This window comes from Bartonella raoultii, from assembly GCF_019659805.1.
Lineage (GTDB): Bacteria > Pseudomonadota > Alphaproteobacteria > Rhizobiales > Rhizobiaceae > Bartonella > Bartonella raoultii.
In genome coordinates this window covers 155,102-175,739 of record NZ_JAIFRO010000002.1, presented here as the reverse complement: position 1 = coordinate 175,739, position 20,638 = coordinate 155,102, and the positions used below count along the sequence as shown (strand labels likewise).

The following is a 20,638-nucleotide window of genomic DNA, read 5'->3' as shown; positions in this document are numbered from 1 at the left end:
AATAATAATCAATATTGTAGGTTTTATTTTTTCTTATTTCAAATATAGAAATATCTCTTTTCTATGCTTACACTAAAGCTTATAAACACAGCATTCGAACAAACTACTATAGCGATCCCTACACTTTATGAAAAAATACCGTATAAAAACAATCCACCCCTGTCTCATAAGACAAGGGTGAATAAAATTTTTGCTTATGTGTTTTGTTGATTATCAGTTCAATGTCATATTGAATCCTGCACCTATACCCCAATGGCCACCAGATGTAGTCACAGACAGATTAGAGCGAATATCTCCTTTTTCTGATGTATAACCAGCACCAAAGGCAAATGCAGATTGACTACGCCATAAGCCACTACCAAATGCAACGCTTAATTTTCCAGGCATATCATTGTAGCGCAAGTTAGATACCGCTAAACCAATAGCTGCTGCCTGTTTTGCTTCTTTACGAGCATCTTCAATACCGTAGCGTAAAGCATCAAATTTCATATCTGTATATTGTTTAGCTTTATCAACTGCATCATCGATCGCATCAATAACAATATTATTTACCCGTTGATCCGTGTAACGCTTCGATTCATCGAGAACAATTTTCATCTGCTCTTTGGTATAATCATGAAGCTGCCCACCATTTATAGCCTCTTTGGAGCCATTTTTAATTTTACCATCAGCTACATTATCAATCACAACAGGTTCACTATCATCGCCACCTTTCAAAACAATTTTATTTGTTTTGTTGCCGTTCTCATCTCTTTCATAACGAACAGCATCTTCAGCAATATCATTAACTTTATTATCAATATTATCAACTTTATTATCAATATTGATAACTATATCACCAATATCCTCAATCGTATTTGAAATGTTATCTACTTTTTTTGAAATATGCTGAACATCTTTTTCAACATCTGTAACACGATTTTCAACATTTGTAACACGCTCATTGGTTTTCCAAAGCTGTCCACCATTAACCGCCTCTTTTGAATCTTTTTCAATTTTACCATCGGCTACATTGATAATTTTATTCGGCTTACCACCGCGACTAGCATCATAGGCATTTTTATCATTGTTCCACTTTAAAGCATCTGAATCAACCTTATTAATGACATCATCTATACGCTCATTAATTTTTGACATGTTATTGTTAACGCCACCAAAAGCATCAGCAACATTATTATAGCTTTTCTCAACTGTCTCACCATTTTCATTAGTTTCAGAAATCTTGAAAGCAGGATCTGTCCATTGGCCATTCTCATATTTAGCACCACCACCAAAATAAGAAGCAAGTTTATTGCTTATGAGATAAAGCTGATTACCCGTGATGGCATCTGTTGAACCTTGAGCAATCTCACCATCCAAAAGGAACTTAAGCTTACTTTTTGTTTTCTCCCCATCTTTTTCATGAAGCGCAACAAAGGCTTTGTCATCTTCACTCCACAATAAAGCGTCCTTGGAAAAACCTTCAATTTTCTGATTAAAGTTATTGGCTACATCCGTTAAACGACTATTCACACTTTTGACATTTGCATCAAGGCCTGTCAACGCTGAACCAACATTACGATAATTAGCATTTCCTACTGTACCATCTTCAGTAATAACTGATAAAGTATATTTTGGTCCCTTAAAGGCGCCGTTAACAAATTCTGTACCACCACCAAAATAGTTGGCAATATCTTTAGATATTTGATTAATTTGGCTACCATTGATGGCATCATTCGAATTTTCAGCAATTGTGCCATTTTTGACGTTAAGCAGAGCAACTGGCCCGTTATTTTTGTCTCCACCTAAAGTAACACGACCATAATTCACGACACCATTTTCTTTGTCATAAAGAACCGCAGCAGCACTTGCTATCTCAATATCTTTAGTAATATCCTTTATACTTTTATCAAGTTGATCTTTGTTAACAGCTTCATCACCCTTCTCTGCTGCCTGCACACCAGAAATCTTACGTGCTACTTTGCCATATCCTGCAACATTGATCTCAGTACCTGTTGTTTTCGCACCGATGGTGATAATCTTTGATGTATCATCTTGTTGGACAAGATTATTTTCCTTCATTTCAATAATCTTATCATCAAGACTTTTAATAGAAATATTCACACCGGTAAAAGCAGAACCAACATCATTATATGGCTTATTATTAATAAGATAAGTTGGTTTTATACCAGCTCGCACATCTGCACCACCTCCAAAATATTCCGATGTATTTTTAGCAACCTCGAACAGTTGGGAACCGTTTATAGCATCTGTTGATGTTTGAGAGAGTTTTCCATCTTTTACTCCAGAAATTGTTCTGTTTTGACCGATTCTGTTGACAATATTGATGGTATCACCGCCTGTTGCTTTACCAACAGTAATAATTCCGTCTTCACCATCCTGTTTAACAAGGCTATTTTCTGTTATATTAGAAATCTGATTATGAATATTCGTGAAAGAATTATTCACACCTTCAAAAGCATCAGCAACATTATAATAAGGTTGTTTAGAGGAAGCGCCATTATCCTTGAATTGAATAACCCGAAAGACAGGGGCATGCCATTCATTTTCATCATCATATCCAGCACCACCACCAAAATAAGATGCAACGTCCTTCATCGCATAAATGAGATGCTGATTGACGTGCCTGATATTAGTATCAAGCCCCGATAAAGCTCTACCAACATCATTATATTCCTTACTTGTTACCTTGCCGTTTTCATTAATAGTAGTTAAATTATATCTGGGTTTCGTAAAAGCACCATTCTCAAATTTTGTTCCACCACCAAAAAACTTTGCGATATCTCCAGAGATCTGATTAATTTGGCTGCCATTTACTGCCTCAGTTGAACTTTCTGAAAGCTCTCCTTTCTTCACACCCGCAATAATTCGCGCTCCATTACTGCCTGTAATATCAACTTTCTCACCGCCTTTTTCCTTACCAATAGTGATAAGCCTCTGTTCTTCATCCCATTTAACAAGACTATCATCAGCTATTTGATCTTTTATTTCATTCAACTGAGAAACATTTACTGCATCAGTATCATCAGTCCCTTTTAATACTCCTGTAATCTTTTTATTCCCCGCATCAATACCATTCATGGTTATGCTTGGTCCCCCATCCATAAACATAAAGCCATCATTACTCATAGTACTTTTACCTGTAGTGATACTTGTCAACTTAAGATCATCATTCAAAGCAAATGTAACTTTATTCTTATCGTCTTTTTCAATTGTGATATTTTTGTAACCATCCACCTCACTCGCAATAAGATCTACTGTACTACCTGCTCCAACATCTGTAGCATTGTTACCATCAACAGAAAGCTTCCAACCTTTTGTCGCAAGTTGTTTTACATCTTTCAATTGTTTATAATTTACTGCATCATTATCATCCTCTCCAGCCTTTACGTTTGTAATAATTTCATTGCCAGCATCAATACCTTCTAGATTCAAGCTTGGCCCCTCACCATTAGCAAACATAAAGCTACCACTACTCATAATGCTATCACCTGTAGTAACACTTGTTAAGTTAAGGTCATCATTCAAAGCAAATGTGACTTTATTCTTATCGTCTTTTTCAATTGTGATATTTTTGTAACCATCCACCTCACTCGCAATAAGATCTACTGTACTACCTGCTCCAACATCTGTAGCATTGTTACCATCAACAGAAAGCTTCCAACCTTTTGTCGCAAGTTGTTTTACATCTTTCAATTGTTTATAATTTACTGCATCATTATCACCCTCTCCAGCCTTTACGTTTGTAATAATTTCATTGCCAGCATCAATACCTTCTAGATTCAAGCTTGGCCCATCACCATTAGCAAACATAAAGCTACCACTACTCATAATGCTATCACCTGTAGTAACACTTGTTAAGTTAAGGTCATCATTCAAAATAAATGTGACTTTATTCTTATTGTCTTTTTCAATTGTGATATTTTTATTATTGTTCTGATCAACACCTGCAACAAGATTTACTGTATTACCTGCTCCAACATCTGTAGCATTGTTACCATCAACAGCAAGCTTCCAACCTTTTGTTGCAAATTCTTTTATTTTATTCAACTGCGCAACATTTACTGCATCAGTCTCATTTTCTCCAGCTTTCACTCCCGTGATTATTTTATCACCGGCATCAATACCATCTGTAGTTATTCTAGCACTCCCGTCAAAAATAATACCATCATCACTTATAGTACTTCTCCCTGCGGTAAGTTTCTTTACTGTAATATTATCAGCTAAATCAAATTTGACGTTATTTTCGTCATTTTCATTGTCTTTTACAATTTTAATGTTTTTATTACCATCTTTATTCTCAACAGCAGAAAAATGGACCGTACTACCTGCCTCAACATCTTCTGCATCCTCATCTTCAACAGAAAGTTTCCAGCCTCCCCCTTTAATTCCTTCTGTCATTTCTTTCAGTTGCTTTAAATTCACCGCATCAGTATCATTTTCTGCTTGCTCTACTCTTGTAATCTTTTTATTGCCAGCATCAATACCATCAACAGTCATTTTAGGGCCATTATTATCAACAAACATAAAACCAGCACCACTCATAATACTGTTGCCTGTGGTAACACTTGTCAATTTAAGCTGATCACTCAAAGTAAATGCAATTTTATTCTTATTGCTTTCAGTACTTTTTTCAATTTTTAAATTATCTTGTCCTACATCTTTGTCATTTTTTACTGAAAAATCTACGATATCACGTCCTTTAACGGTTGTAGAATCTTGATCGTTCACGGAAACTTTCCATTCTCCTGCAACCAAATCTTTCATAGCTTTCAATTGCGCTACATTCACGGCATCAGTATCCTGACTTCCCGCTGCTACACCTGTGATTTGTCGTGTTAACCGACCATTCTTCTGACCACCAACTTCACCAACGCTAAAAGCACCTGCAGTACTTTTCCATGCCATATTAGTTTCTGTCGACGGACCATTCAGAAAGGGATCATAACCAACATCACCTTTTTCTCTATCAGAGACAGAACCTCCACCTATAGCAACACCATCATAAACATGTGCTTGTGCATTCGCACCAATAGCAACAGAATCCTCTGCCTCGGCAAAAGTATGCGTTCCTATAGCAATCGCATTTTCACCTTTTGCTATTACTTTCCTATTAGGATTAACCGTTGGAGTTCTATCAGAATCCCTACTGCCTATTGCAATAGCTCCTGAACCTTGCGCTTCAGCCTCTGAACCTATAGCAATCCCATAATTCTTATCTGCCTTTGCTTTTACACCCAAAGCGACACTATTCTTACCTAATGCATTTGCAAGTCCACCAATAGCAACCGTAGATTCCTTCTTCGCTTCCGATCCTACACCTATAGCAATACTTGCTTTACCGCTTGCAAGTGCAGAAACACCAAAAGCTTGCGCCCCACCAGCTTTTGTAGTAGCACCAGCACCAAATGCCGTTGAATAATTCCCTATTGCAGAAGAGCCACAACCGGTCGCAAAAGAATAAACACCATAAGCTTCAGGTATCGCATTCATAAAACCACCAGTAGCTGTCCCCATATAAGTAGCATTTTGGGTTAAATTCCCATCACTCATCCATATAACCTGTTGAGTAGTCGTACCATAAGGATCACCTCCATTGTTGGCATTATAGCCATCCATAAATCTATTATATTGTTCCTCTGCAGTTATTCGGCTGGTAACGTTTGCTTGTTGTTGTCCACCGCGATTCACAACATTATCCACACCACAAAAATCATCATCACCAGCTAAAACAATACTACCATGACTACCTTTTGCATATGAAACACCGGCACCTATCGTACTCTCGACAAGTGAGCCTCTTATAGCAAGATTTGCAGCAAAAACAGGAGAAACACTTGATAAAAGCGCTGCCATTGCAGTTCCTAACGAAACAGCTTTGATCACATTTGGTGTTGAATATAATTTTTTCATAAGAACCTCCTCCAACAGAATTCAACATCATCACAACGCGCAAAAACTCTCATGGCAAAACGCTTGGTTTGCGCACCCAAAAACGAATAAATAAAAATAAAACTACCCCTCTATGATGCCGATATTTCTTAACAGCATCATCCTAAAATCTCTGTAACAACATTGAATCTAGAAAAGTCCCCAACCCTTTTAGCTAGAGGGATTCAAGCTAAAAAATAAATAAAAACACAAAACTTTGAGAATATTATAAGTCTCCATTCAAAATTACTGCGATTTATCTCTTAACAAAACAGTTTCATTAAAGAGCAATTCTATCTTTCAGATAAAGCGCATAAGCAGAATGGCAAGAGCATAAAAAATAATTTTTTATAAATTTGCAAAAATACTTTATAAATAAAATGAAGGAGAAATCTTTTATACGAGCTTTTCTTAATAAGCATAAGCTTATGATGTTTTTAAACTTATAATATAATGCAGTAGATAATGATTATCTTGACAGCTACATATTTTTTCTCTAAATTAGCCCACTTTAAATGCAAGATATGATTTTTGCAAAAACTATTGCTTCGTATAGCAAGATACTTTCCATAAAAAGTTTTGAAATTTTAGCCTATAATCGTTACAAAATGGCTGTATGTTATTTTATAATTTATGCATCTAAAACATACTCTTTAAATAAAAATGCTTTTTATTAGTTTTTTCTGCATCTAAATCTAGAAAAAGCTGCTGCAGTTACAAAAATAAATAGCATAAATTAAAAGATATCGCTTAATATGCTTTCTCAGTTTCGATTGGACACTTTAAAAAGAAGTAAAGTTGCCTCAACTTCTTCCCTATTATTGAAATCTTGAAGGAATCTTATCCTCTTCAAAATACTCCATCTTATACGACAATAAAAAAAAATCATTTGGCAATGCATCTTAAATACCGTAACTTTGTCGACATATTTTGTGGTTAGAAATTTCAAAGTCTTAGAATCATAAAAATTCTGATAGACATTTTTTCAAAAATTGCTACTTTGCAGAAAATGAATGAAATCATTATATCGATGTGCAGAATAATTCTTGATAATGGCAATGAAGTAATGCTTAAATATGCCTAAACTGTATGGAAAACCGCGACTTGGAGGAGTAAATATGACCTCTTTATGCGATAAAGAGTTATCCGATACCCTTGTTGGGCTTTATGATGACTATCAGCGCGGTTTTGATATTGGAGAAGAGCTTAAATTATGCGTAGATTTAGCTTTATCTCTTGAGTTGGAACTTAGTATTCATCGTTTAAGTGAAGCAGATGCAATTTTTAAAAAAGAAATTGCACAAACTTTGCAGCGACGTAGAAGCTCTCTTTCCAATGAAGATGGAAGTGATACGATCCTCCCTATGGATTGGGAAAAGCACAAATAAATAATATTTTTATAGAATAAGAAGATTTCCTGATTATTTTATACTCTGTTGTGTTCAAATATGGAATAAATTTCAAAATTCTAACTTCTCAATTCTTTCATGAGAATAACGTTTGTTGAAAAATTTATATGAACACTTTTTGATGATTATCAAACAATAGCATGTATTTTAAATCTCCATAAGCTTTATTTTATTGGTTAAAATCTCCAACTTTAGCATTCATTCATCTATTCGTTAAAAGAAAGTGTGAAGTGTGAATTATCATAAATATTTATAGAATAGCATAGATACGATACTAAAATGTAATTGACTGTTTTTCATTTTTATAAAATAAAACGATAAGCATTCCAATAATTGCAACGATACTTTGAAGAAAGTATATAAACTGAGATGAGATAGCGTAAGGTTCTATTGCCATAAAAAGATAGACTCCAAGAATAAAACATCTAGAGATACTATTAAAACTTGCTTGCAGTCTTCCCTGATATTCAGGTTTACAGAAAAGTTGTGATAAAGAAATTGAAAGAGCCCTGCTCGAAAGTCCAAATCCAATTATAAAATAGACAGGAAAACCAATGTATATCTGTCTATTGAAAGACAGAATGACAAGATCACTAGCCATAATAGCTAATAAAATTGCTAATGTTTTCCTTATGGATAAAACTTTACAAAAAAATGGCGAAAGAAGCGCACCGGTAAATACGCCCGCTGAATAAAGTGCTTCAAATATTGCAAAAATCCTACTATCTGCTTTCAAGACTTCTTGTGTATAAGGAATGAGAATAACAGGAATAGTCATCAAAAGCATCATAATAATCATTTGGCTCATATAAAATATAAAAAGAACCGGATTCTGCTTAAAATAGCGGAGGGATACTGTACAATTTTCCCACCAATTTTTCTGGCTTTTACTTTTACATCCTCGAATTTTAGATACCTTCATGGCAAAATTAAACAAACCCGCAATAATAAAGAATTACCACCTATTAGAAGAGTTCCTTTTATTCCCACATAGGCAAGTATAAACCCGCTGAATCCCATACCTATGATAGTGCCAAATTCATAGACCATATCGATTGTTGCATTTATAAGCTGTTCTTTCAGAACAATACTCTGAATTAGAGGAACAGCTGATAGCATATAAAAAGAGATAAAAATGCCAAAAGAACAAATAAGACTATCAATTCAATTTTTATGCCCAATTGCCAAAGTATTACCCAAACCACGAGCACCAAACCTCTAACAAGATTTGAAATAATAATTTGTATTTTACGATTATATTTATCCGCTAGCACACCAAAAACAGGTGCCAAAATAATATTAGGCATCTAGAGAAAAACATTAAAAGCGCTACACCACCGATTGAGCTTGTCTGATTGTAGGCAAACCATGATAATGCGATATAATTGAGCCCATTTCCAAATGTAGCAAAAAACCGCTCAAAGTAAAATACAGAAAAGTTCTATTATTGAATAATAGCAGCGCGTTCTTTCAAATTTTCAACGAACATAACCTAATCTTCCCGCATATATATCATTTGGTATGTTATATAACCCTATTGAAAAAATATATTTTTTTACAATTTTATATTGTAACTTATTCAGTTAAAGAATTCCTGAGTTGAATAGTTTTAAAATATTCATTTTGTCATGGAATGCCTAACGGCTCCATAAAAGAAAGCATCTTTGTCATAAGATGGAATAATTTTATGATATTTAAAGATTCATAAATAGCATTGTTCTTATTGAGCGTTATACGCCGTCGATATGATATATAAAGCAGAAATTAATGACATTGATCGTAACAGCTATAAAGAAAATGGATTATTTTATCTTTTTCGCTAGAATGGGAATGAGTAATTGTCACAGGTAAGCTATAAATTTAATGCTCATTAAAAGCATCAAAATGGTAAGCACACTGGAATTAAGATAAATTTTTGAGCAAAATGCATGGAATTTGATCTGATAGTCATTAAACTCTAAAGCATATCATGGAAAAATAAGAAATAAATCAATATCTTTTGTATCGAATAAAAGAGAGAAAATGCTGAAGATTAGTTCTCGTTCTCCTTCTAAGTTTATATTTGACATATAAGAAAAAAGGAGCAATTCTCAATTATGTATATCAACTCTTGTAAAGAGGGGGGGGCTTATAATGCAAAATGCTCAACTAAAAAGTGAAAAGTTCGATGAGTTGGCTGATGACTACGATCTTTATCGTCCACGTTATCCTCTTACCTTATTGAAAACCATGCTACTGCCTTTTAAAGGCAAAAAGCATTTGTCCATCGTGGATGTAGGCGCTGGAACAGGCATTGCATTAGAGGGGATTATTAAACTTCTAGGAAGCAAGCACCAATATCATGCTATCGATGTATCAGCCGATATGATTGAGCAGGGACAAAAAAATTTCCTTTTATGCAGTGGTATCACGGCAAAGCTGAAAGCCTATTACCTCAAATCGGCAAGATTGATCTTGTTATTGTAGCACAAGCATTTCAGTGGATGAATCGCCCTCTGTTGCTTTGCGCTGTCTCAAACCAACTCCGAAACGGAGGTGTCATGGCGGTTATTCAAAACAATCGCGATTTTAAAAATAGCAAATTTCTCGCTGCTTATGAAACATTGCTAGAAGAAATGAGCCCTCATTATTCTCGTTATTATCGTCATTTTGATTTTTTACAGGAAATGCATGAGGGGCTTGGGGTAAGTTCAGAAAAGGTTTCTTTCTATACACACAACTGGACAATAACAATTCCATCTGAGTCTTTTATAGGAATGAGCCGTTCCTCAACACAAGTGCAACGCGCTATTGCTTACCATGGGGATGAATATCTTCGACAATTAGCTGTATTGATAAAGCAATATGAAGTGCATAGAAATTTGGAGCTTTTATATAAAAGTGAACTCTATATGTATGTACAATAACCCAACATCTATGATTATCCCCACACCTTATTATAGCATACCCCTCTCAAAAAACTTGGGCTTCTCAATAATATGTGAAACAATTATTTAATTATCGACATATATCCTAATGACAAGAGTATATATTTTTAGAGTGTCGATATGACTGCACAAAAAACTATTATTTTGGTTTTATGGGCTTGTTGTTGTGCTCTATCTTCTGATATGCTGCTTTTTTTAAGTAATCTTTAGAATGCTTATTAAGATAATATCCTCATCGGTTTTCCTAGGCATGACTATGACATTAGGAACCCTTACAGGCCTATCTTTTGAAAAAAGCAGCTTGTACACATTAAATCTTCATTACAATGGATAGATTTATATAAAAGAAGAATTATCATCTATAGTCTTCTTTTGTTTATTGCTCTTTTTCACTATATTAATTATCTCTTTGGTTTTAGTACTGTCTTTATTTTCATAGGTTATCTCTCTTTGATTACCTTAAGTACACTAAAGATTGATAATACTAAACTAGCACTGAATGGTTATATTCAGTGCACACAGAGCTTTTCACATCATGCAAACAGTAGTGCAGATCGGCGCCTTTTTGGAAGTAACTATCCCACAAGAAATCACTTCTAAAATGGACTATAATGGTTTGATTTCGGCAATTTGTATATTGGAGATCATCATAAGCCTTATAGCCGGATATAGCATTTTTCGCGATAAATATAGCAAAGATAGCGCTATGTGTACCACACCGTCTGCAACCGAAAAAGAGCTAACACCATAGCGCAGACAGATGGGCTTTCCTTTAAACTTCAACTTTTATGCATCTGCATAGGCCTTATTGATTTGCATATTTGCGCCTACAATACACTGGTAACTATTCTTTTTCAAAATATGAAAAATTTTAACTATGAATATTATGGACTTTATAGTGCAGTAACAGATGTAATCGTTTTTTTAGCTGCTTTAATAAAAAGCCCTCGCTTGAATTCATTCAACCAGCTCTTATACTGAGTGTAGCTAATTTCATTTTTAGTATCACGCAATCACCCTATTTAGCTGTAGTCTCTTGTTTCTTATTAGCTTTTCGATGAATAACATGCGAATTAATGCTCGCAAACATACAATTGAAATGCTCAAACAAAAACTCAAGTAGAGCTAATAGGAAGCTATAGTGGCATGCTTTATACTCTTTTTCAATCGACGCGGGATATGTTATCCTTTGTCTTCTTACAAGCTCGTCTCTTATGGGACCGCAAGCATCCACTTAATAGGGCTTACAATCTTTATTTATGTTCTTTTCCTTTCATCGCAACAAAATAAAGCATGAGCAAACCCATTCTTATATTATCATCCCCTTCTCTACTGGCATCCTCTATGGTCCTACTGTGCAAAAATAAAAATATAGCAGAAGCGAATCTTCACAATACCAATAAGATAAAACAGTACTTTTCGACCGGTAGCGATAGAAGCAATGGTAACAAGCGCTGAAGAGATATTTATTATACAAGAGCAATCAGCTGCTTATTATGATTGTTCTGATACTAATCCCTTGACTACTGATTAACGATGAAAAAACAGCAACGTAACAACACTTTTGTGTAAATGATTTATCTTATATCCAATCAAAAACTCTCATAAAAAACGGTTATTCTCTCGATGGTTTTGAATCCCTTAATGGTTATGTAGTGAAGCCAAATACTCCTGCTGGAAACAATAGTGCTTTGTTGTTTTCTAACTATGAAGAAATGATGATATAGGTCTCTAAAATCGACAGGATGCACAATTTTTGGGTAGGCCTAAAGGAAGCTTATTTCCTTCAAAAAAGCTTGATGGGAGAAAAATACATAAGTAAACGCCATTATAAATGAAGAAGCTATAAAGATATGTGGTTTATCGCGATATAAAAAAGCTATTCATAATGAGGAGTACCTTTGTTTATAAATCGCTTGATATACTTTATGCTCAAAATCCTTTTTATACCGCTCTTATTTCTTATGCAAAGTGATGCATGCATGCGGTAGGGAATTGAATATAGACCTTCGCATATGGAAATCGTGCGAACTATCCACGAACCAATGATAATCGAAGTGGGAACTTACCTTCATGGAGAAATTGCATCCACCTTATTCACACATTGTGATGAAGATGATTTACTTGAAAGTCCCACTAATCTCATTACAATTTTTTTGCAAATACCAAGTCTCTTCAAGAAAAAAGAGCGTATTATCTTTCTTATCAATAAAGACGAAGGCCATATCATAAAAGATGTTAGACTATAACAGCCAAAGTTTCATGCTTGAAAAAATGTGATCATTTTATAAAGAAAATAAGCTTTTAGCCCTGACAATCGATTTAAATATTTGTCTAACTATTATAGCAACTTGGGGAAAAAGTGATGATTACTTACCGGTTTTAGAGAAAATAATTCGTAGCATTTGTTTATCAAAACTATCTGTTTAATAAAAAAGTTATTTTAACACAAGAAGCAAAATATCATATATTGGCTCCGTAACTGCCAATACTGTTGCTGAACTTCTTATTCTTCTCAGGAAAACCAGATGTTATTTATGCATAAAGCATATGAAAAATATCAATATGTTGAAGTTTATTAAGAATATTCTACAAAACTATATAAATATTTAAAAAAACCAGTATATATGATGTCCTCATTGCTTTCATGAGCATTATTGGGGGATAAATGACAAGTATATTAACGTTTGGGTTTTTATTTAACGGTATAAGGATTTTAACTGGCGCCTTTATTGTATTCTATATGCTTGAAAAAGGCTTAACGCTTATTGACATAGGTATTATTAAGTCATTTCAAGCTTTTATTATGATGATTACAGATATCCCTCTTGGATATTTTGCAGATAAAAAAAGTTATAAAATATCTGTCATTTTGGCAGCAGCTTTTTCAGCCACATGGCTATTTCTTATGGGAATTTCTACAAGCTTTAACGGTTTTCTTTTGGCAGAATTTTTCAACGCATTGTCTCTTACATTGAATGCTGGTGCCTATAATGCTTTACTTGTTCAATATGCAAAAAAAACATTGACATCTACTAAAAAAATACTTGGCTCTAGCTCCCAATACAATTTTATTGGTATGTTTATATTTAGTTTAATTGGCGCATATTTTGCTAATTATTCTAACCAATATATATGGTATATATCTGCATTTTTAATGCTAATTACAACAATATTTGGTTTAGTTTTTTTGAATGATCTAAAAGGAGAGAAAAAACCAATAAAAGAAATTGCTGTTATTTTAATCTGTATCGTTTTTTATTTAATTAAATATACATATCTTCGCGTAGAAGTTATTTTACACGATAGTATTAGCGATAATCTCAGAGCCACATATGAATCTTTTTTATCAACTGTTAGCAGATTGAGCCTCTTGGTATTCTTTTATATAAGTGCGTATATGGTCAATTTATTCGGTTTTTTGTCATTAGTTTATATTTTTGCTATATATTTGCTTATTTATTTGTTTGCAGTGTTCTTTTTAGAAAAGACTCTTTGAAAAAGCGCAATGAGACTGTTAGCAAGTTTCGTTTATGCAAATAATCTGGCTTATGCATGCAAAATCTTGATGGCTTTTCTTTAGAAAATGAATAGAAATTTCAATATACGTTTTATTTGGAGTAAGGAACGCAAAATGACCATCTATAATGTATTAAAGAGCTGGATTATTCATAGCTTAGTTATTGTATAAAATATTTTATCCTGTTTGCGTTTTGCTGAAAATAATGAACTCTTTTGTAGATTAGCAAAAACAAAAAAGCGTTCGTAGTTAACTTATCATGTTTTTATTAGAATAAACTCTGAATTCACCAAAATTTATAAAACCCAATTTTTTATAAATGCCAATTCCCTCGTTAGAGGCTTGCATACCAATAACATGACATTTTTTTCTTTTTAAATGCTCAATCGCAATTTTTGTCATTAATGTCCCAACACCTCTTTTCTGAAAATCTGGATTAGTGACAATATCATACACTCCATCAACTCCATCTACTTTAATACAAAAACATATTGCTACAGTACTATTCTTTATATAACCAACGAACATCTCTACATCAGAGTCTTTTTTATAACAACGGCCTATTGTTTCATAAAATATAACCGCTTCTTCATAAAAAGGCTCAAATACTGATGCTATAACATTTCTGTAATCTCTAAAATCTTGAAGAGATTCAACTTCTTTGATTTTGAAGTTATCCGGCATAAAAATAACATGTGAGTCTATATTTTGTGCTAAAGCTGCCATTCCTACCTCTGTTTCAACATGCTCTAAACCAATAGATAAAAGAACTTCATCAACTTTATAATGAGACGAATGCGATCTAATCCACCAAGCTAAAGGCAGTTTTTTTGCATTAAAGGAATCGATTATAGATTTTGCTTGGTCTACAGGTATAGTTTCTTGTAAATTTTTAGCAGAGATAATATTGAATATGTCTGAAGCAAATGTTGAATTAACAGAAGATACTCCATTTGGAAAATCAACAACTTTCATTTTAGGGCATAATTTGGGTCAAAACGTACCTTTGAAAAAAGTTATTCTCTAACGATAAGTCAATTTGTGATTTGTTTAACATTTTATTTCTTAGTAATTACTCTGAAAGAGCATAGCAATCTCAATATTTATTGAACTGCTTCATCATCTGCGATTCCTCGCAATGATAACTTTTGGTGATAATGATGCTGAAAAAGGTTCTCTAAAAAAATATGGCGGAGAGAGAGGGATTCGAACCCTCGATATGGTCTCCCATATACACGCGTTCCAGGCGTGCGCCTTCAACCACTCGGCCACCTCTCCAGAAGCCTGCACTATACTCAGAAAGAAATAACGTGCAAGCTTAAACTACACATTCAAAATTCAAAAAACAATTTTATTTATCAAAATACGATGTGATACCTGTTGAATAACCAGCACATCCTCTTGTTTAAAAAACTTTTCCGTAAATTGCATTAAAATATAATCATTGGATTTGTGCGTAATAAGAATTTTTTATGTTTACGAACGCATTTTCTACTCTATACGTAACAAATAATACGCCTCTTTAAATTAAGATATTACCTATCTTTTTTCAAAAACTAAATAATTATGTATCACTAATTCGCTATCTACTCATTTTATCTAGTAATACGTATCATAATGAATGAATCCTAACTTCTTAGACCCATAATATTAAAATTTACTGGAATAGTAAATTTATATTCTAAATAATGCGTTAGATTATAATTATTTTACATTGTAGAATTCATTCATTCTTCTCTTTTAAGGCTTTCTAGTACCCTATATCATTGCTTAAAGCGCGTACAGCTCGCGCTGTTTCACATTGTAATGCTTTTTTTGCTAAAATTTTCATCTCTTCAAAACTATGTGCCTGCAAACATGCTTTTACTGAAGAAATATCACTAGATATCATGGAAAGCTCATGAATTCCTAGTCCAGCCAAAATCATTGCTGCAAAAGGATCCCCAGCCATACCACCGCAGACACTCACCCAACATTCGTGCTTTTTAGCACCTTGAATAGTCTGATGAATCATACGTAAAACAGCTGGATCAAGACTATCTGCTTCAGACACTAAATATGGATTTTGTCGATCAACAGCCATTGTGTACTGTGTTAAGTCGTTGGTTCCAATTGAAAAAAAATCAACATGAGCACTTAAAACATCAGCCATAATGGCTGCTGCAGGCACTTCAATCATAATACCAAATTTTAACTTTGGTGCACGAATATCATTTTGAATTTCTTCTGCTATCTTTTTTATAGTGAAAATCTCTGAAAGAGACATGACCATCGGAAATAAAACCCAAAGATCACCTCCTTCTTTAGCGGCTCGATACAAAGCACGCAATTGAGGAATCAATAAATCACGACGCCGTAATAAAAGCCGTGTCCCCCGAATACCTAAAAAAGGATTATCCTCTTTCGATAAAGATAAATGTGTAACCTGTTTATCCCCACCAATATCAAGTGCACGAATAATTAATGGCCTATCTCCTACAGCTGTAATCATCCTTCGATATGCATCAAATTGTGACTTTTCATCCGGAATATGTGGATTTTCTAAAAACAAAGACTCTGTACGCATGAGTCCAACACCTTCAGCTCCTAAATCAAATGCTACAGGAACTTGATTTGCATAGTTGACATTTGCCATAATGCGAATTCTTTGGCCATCTGTTGTTTGCAATGGCAATCTATTCACACATATCGTACTGTCACATTTTTTTGCAAAACTTTTCATTTGTTTTTGGACATCTTCAATATCTTCAAAAGGAGGTTCAAGATAAATAAAACCGTTATCACCATCAATAATGGCTTGAACACCGCATTTAACTGCTAAAACATCAGCACCCACAGCAACAACCATTGGAATACCAAGAGTACGTGCTAAAATAGCTGTGTGAGATAAAGGACCGCCCCATGCCGTTACCAATCCCCTTACTTTTGTAAAATCGAGCTGGGCAATATCAGAGGGAGAGAGATCATCCGTTATAAGAATAGTATCATGCAGGATATTCTTTAAAAAGAAAGATCTATATAATGGATTGATTTTACCTAGAACACGACGACCAACATCAAATAAATTAACAGCACGTGCCGCTAATACAGGATTATCTACCTTAGACAACATATCTGTAAATTGTCTAACCGCTCTATCCCAAGACCAAGCTACCCCATGACCTTCTGCCATAAAACGATGCGCCTGTGCTATCAGATTTTCATCTTCAAGCAAAACCATTTGCGCAGAAAAAATCGCCGCAGAATCTGCTCCCATACGTGCTGTGATATCAGCAATAATTGACGTTAGCTTATGCTTTGTTTTTTTGATAGCATTTTCAAGACATACCACGCCAGCTGCAAAATCAATTGGCTGATCCAAAATGGAAATATTATTTTGCTGTAAAACCAAAACCTCACCGACAGCTAACCCACCACTCGCTCCAACACCAGAAATACCTTTGTGACCAGAGTGAGGATACCAACTATGGACAGCTTTTCTTTGAGCTTCCATTTCTCTCATCATACATTTTTCACTTATGCTCACTTTCTTTACAACAGAAATTGCATCCTGAAGAAGTTGTATACCTTCTACTGCATTTGTTGAAAAAATTAAAACATCACCATTTTTGGCTCCTAATTGTAGTAAACCAATCAAATTTTTCATTTCAACAATATACTGACCATGGCGCACTTTGATAGAACTCTGAGCTCTTTTCGCAAAATCAGCCCAAAGAGAAGCTGGTCGTGCATGAAGACCACTTGGATAATCTAAAGTCCATTCCTGACACACTGAAAGATCACCAATTAAATGCTTATTCGTTTTTGTATTCTGACCAAAAAGTGTTGTAATAATCTGCTGTTTGTCTGAAGTTGTGAAAAGTATTTCAAGTTGTTCTTTATCCAATAAAAGAGATGCCAATTTTTTATAAATTTCTTTATAGCGATCTGGATAAGCTGCAACAGCAATCACTAAACGCGCTTTATTACCGTTTTGCCATTCAACACCTGCAGGAATTTGTATAACAACAACAGCCTCCCTGATAATAAAATCACAACTTTCAGCCATTCCATGAGGAATAGCCATACCATTTCCAAGCCAAGTATTCGTTATTTCTTCACATTTGAGCATGCTTGCTAGGTAACATTTGTTAACTGCACCAATCTGTACCAATAATTTAGCAGCAGCATGAATCGCATCATTCTTATGGTCAAAAGCAGCTGCAAGTTGTACAGATCTTATAGATAAAGTTTCCATCTCGTTACAATCTGTATTCATTACCTCTGCTTCCTCATGGCTCATCGTAAATTTTAAATTCCTCACATTCACACATGAATATGTCTGATAAATTTTATTTCAAAGCCGCAGTTCTCAAAATAGAAAGTGTAAACAACACTGCAACTTTCTGTTTTATGGAATATCATTCAATAAGCGTTTAAATTGCCTAGCATAACTCAAACAATAATTGGATATTGTTATTCATCGCATCGCTTAAAGTCATCAAGACAAGCCTAATTTCTACCCTTTATTTAACAAAGATAAATGCCCCAATCCTTTTAACCTCATCAATAGAAAAACGTTCTTTAAGAACGCTTTTATCATCTAAAGTTATCCGTATAATTTATCATCATTCCTCATTGAAGCAATCAAGCATTCTTACCTATAACTTTAGCTGATATTTTAACATACCCCTTAAACTGACTAGTCACACTTGCACGTCTCTGGTTTATGACATAACGAAAAACTTCCTCTGCATACTCTTTCTCTTTAAGATTTCATACGAAAAAAAAATCTCGTAAAACACTGTTTTTAATCTTTAAAGAATAACTTTGATCCTATTATAGACTTCTCTTTCTCAAATAAATATTGTTACCGCATGGTGCTCTCTGTCCGTATACCCTTAAAGTATATACATCTAAAAAACACAGTCCCTCGATAACCAAAATCTAAAAAAGCTTTCTAAATGCCTTTAATGTTTAAGCAAATCGATCAATAAAAAATGATGTTTCTTTTAATTCATTTTTGTTCTTGTGTTTAGAGATTGTATTTTCATAACGTACCCAATAAAGAAACAATGTTTTTTTCTGATGACGCATCAACTATTTTGATATTGTAAAATTTAATCTCTTTAAATGACATATTAGATTTCCTCATTTTTTAAAAATTATATCATACCTCAAAACACCATGGTTAATGTACTCATTCCTACTAAAACAATTGTACAAATGGTCTTATTCAATTATTCTACATTTTTTGAAAAAAATTATCTCACGCTTCTCTGGCATAAAGTAAAGTAGATTTTCAATATTACACACCCCTTACTGAGAAGCTTTATCATCATATTAATATTTTGCACACTCATGAAAGAGAATGCAATTTTTTCCATTCTTTAAGAGCAACATGCCCTCAAATTTTATTTTTTAGTTTCCTATATACTAGGCTTTTTTAATATTATTATAAAGCAAAAAAGGAAAGATAGCTCTCTACCTTTCCTTTTCATATTAAAAAAACTTTAAAATCAAAGTCCAATAAAATACTGACCTATAGCCCAATATTACGGTTTACTCCGCTATCTCCCCTACAGGAATAACAGAAACATACGAACGATTCTTTGCTTTCTTACAAAAAGAAACCGTTCCATCTAACAATGCAAAAAGAGTATGGTCTTTTCCTATACCAACATTATCACCAGGATGCCAGCGTGTACCACGCTGACGAATAATGATATTTCCAGCAATAACGGTTTCACCACCAAATTTTTTAACGCCAAGACGTTTTGATTCTGAATCGCGGCCATTACGCGAGGAACCGCCAGCTTTTTTATGTGCCATGGACGTTCTCCTTTAATCCTCTTTACTCTTTGATGCTACAGTTGTTTTTTTCTTTGAGGTAACTTTTTTTTCAGTCGGTTTCTTTATAGAATCTGCAGCTTTTGTTTCCTTTGTTGTTTCTTTTGATGCAGCTGCTTCCTGTTTCACGGGCTTTGCAGATGCTTTTTTAGGTTTTAAATTACCCATTAAAATTTCTAAAATACGAAGCCTTGTTACTTCTTGACGATGGCCTCGCGTACGCTTTGAGTTCTGACGACGACGCTTTTTGAATGCAATAACTTTACGTCCACGTTCTTGCCCTATAATCTCAGCTGTAACCACAGCATCAGCAACAACAGGTGTACCAATAATTGCATTATTCTCTTGCCCAACCATTAATATGTTATTAAACTCAACAATATCACCAGTATTTCCAGTAACTTTTTCAATTCTCACCACTTGGTTAGCAACAACACGGTATTGCTTACCACCGGTTTTAATGACTGCGAACATTCTTTATCCTTCCGTTCACTCCAGCTCTTATTTTCATTTCTACCTTACAGAATAAGGGGGAAAATAGGCTGCTTTTTATCAGTCGTAATAAATTTTCAACAATAAGTATAAACTATTTTTTCAACAAAAATACACGCAGATTTCTCCACGCTCATGGTCAAAGCATATATGACAAAGTTTCTATACTCTGTCAATAAAGTCCTACAAAAAAGCAAAAAAAGGTTGTACTTAAAGCAATTGAAGGTTATCTACCCGCCATAATATTTCAACAATATGAAGTTTTTTGTTGTACTTGTATATGGAGAGATGGCTGAGTGGTTGAAAGCACCGCACTCGAAATGCGGCATAGGGGAAACTCTATCGAGGGTTCGAATCCCTCTCTCTCCGCCAATAGCTGAGAAATTGTCATTTAAAGAATTTAATGACAACTTGTCTGTGGCTTATCAGCAGGTTTTGTATCAATTTATGCTCTTTCAAATGATTTCTAAGAGGCTCTTAAAGATTTTTTAAAACCTATTCCTTTTTTTACTACCAAATTTCGACTTTTG

General features: G+C 34.2%; 9 protein-coding genes, 2 tRNA genes and 1 pseudogene. 5 read left to right on the top strand and 7 right to left on the bottom strand.

Annotated elements, in window-relative coordinates:
- Positions 1 to 213 precede the first annotated feature (213 nt).
- Complete coding sequence (locus K3248_RS02130) at positions 214 to 5,913, bottom strand: Vomp family autotransporter (RefSeq protein ID WP_220716713.1); 5,700 nt, start codon at positions 5,911 to 5,913, stop codon at positions 214 to 216.
- Positions 5,914 to 7,049: 1,136 nt separating this feature from the next.
- Here K3248_RS02130 and K3248_RS02125 point away from each other — a divergent pair.
- Positions 7,050 to 7,319, top strand: coding sequence for a hypothetical protein (locus K3248_RS02125; RefSeq protein WP_220716712.1), 270 nt, complete (start codon positions 7,050 to 7,052; stop codon positions 7,317 to 7,319).
- 295 nt (positions 7,320 to 7,614) lie between these two features.
- Here K3248_RS02125 and K3248_RS08610 read toward each other — a convergent pair whose 3' ends face one another.
- Positions 7,615 to 8,139 carry an MFS transporter gene (locus tag K3248_RS08610; RefSeq protein ID WP_246588216.1) on the bottom strand — a complete coding sequence of 175 codons (525 nt, stop codon included), beginning with the start codon at positions 8,137 to 8,139 and terminating at the stop codon, positions 7,615 to 7,617.
- A 1,334-nt stretch (positions 8,140 to 9,473) separates the two neighbouring features.
- Between K3248_RS08610 and K3248_RS02115 the strand changes: the two are divergent.
- From K3248_RS02115 to K3248_RS02105, 3 genes and pseudogenes are all read left to right on the top strand, one after another.
- Positions 9,474 to 10,246 (top strand): annotated as a pseudogene (locus K3248_RS02115) (class I SAM-dependent methyltransferase).
- Between the two features lie 556 nt (positions 10,247 to 10,802).
- Positions 10,803 to 11,018, top strand: a complete 216-nt coding sequence (locus tag K3248_RS08605) for a hypothetical protein (protein WP_246588208.1) — start codon at positions 10,803 to 10,805, stop codon at positions 11,016 to 11,018.
- A gap of 1,917 nt (positions 11,019 to 12,935) precedes the next feature.
- Positions 12,936 to 13,766: an MFS transporter gene (locus K3248_RS02105; RefSeq protein WP_220716711.1), complete on the top strand. Its 831-nt coding sequence runs from the start codon at positions 12,936 to 12,938 to the stop codon at positions 13,764 to 13,766.
- 270 nt (positions 13,767 to 14,036) lie between these two features.
- On the opposite strand, the gene K3248_RS08600 is transcribed toward K3248_RS02105, so the two are convergent.
- From K3248_RS08600 to rplU, 5 genes are all read right to left on the bottom strand, one after another.
- Entirely contained in the window at positions 14,037 to 14,762 is a 726-nt protein-coding gene (locus K3248_RS08600) for a GNAT family N-acetyltransferase (protein WP_246588206.1), read from the bottom strand.
- Between the two features lie 213 nt (positions 14,763 to 14,975).
- Positions 14,976 to 15,065, bottom strand: a tRNA-Ser gene (locus K3248_RS02090).
- A gap of 472 nt (positions 15,066 to 15,537) precedes the next feature.
- Positions 15,538 to 18,045, bottom strand: a complete 2,508-nt coding sequence (gene ptsP, locus K3248_RS02085; RefSeq protein ID WP_220716830.1) for a phosphoenolpyruvate--protein phosphotransferase — start codon at positions 18,043 to 18,045, stop codon at positions 15,538 to 15,540.
- Between the two features lie 1,283 nt (positions 18,046 to 19,328).
- Positions 19,329 to 19,598, bottom strand: coding sequence for a 50S ribosomal protein L27 (rpmA, locus tag K3248_RS02080; RefSeq protein ID WP_220716710.1), 270 nt, complete (start codon positions 19,596 to 19,598; stop codon positions 19,329 to 19,331).
- A 12-nt stretch (positions 19,599 to 19,610) separates the two neighbouring features.
- On the bottom strand, positions 19,611 to 20,090 hold the full coding sequence (gene rplU, locus K3248_RS02075) for a 50S ribosomal protein L21 (RefSeq protein ID WP_220716709.1): 480 nt from the start codon (positions 20,088 to 20,090) through the stop codon (positions 19,611 to 19,613).
- Positions 20,091 to 20,390: 300 nt separating this feature from the next.
- On the opposite strand from rplU, the gene K3248_RS02070 reads away from it, so the two are divergent.
- Positions 20,391 to 20,480, top strand: a tRNA-Ser gene (locus K3248_RS02070).
- The last annotated feature ends 158 nt before the right edge of the window (positions 20,481 to 20,638 follow it).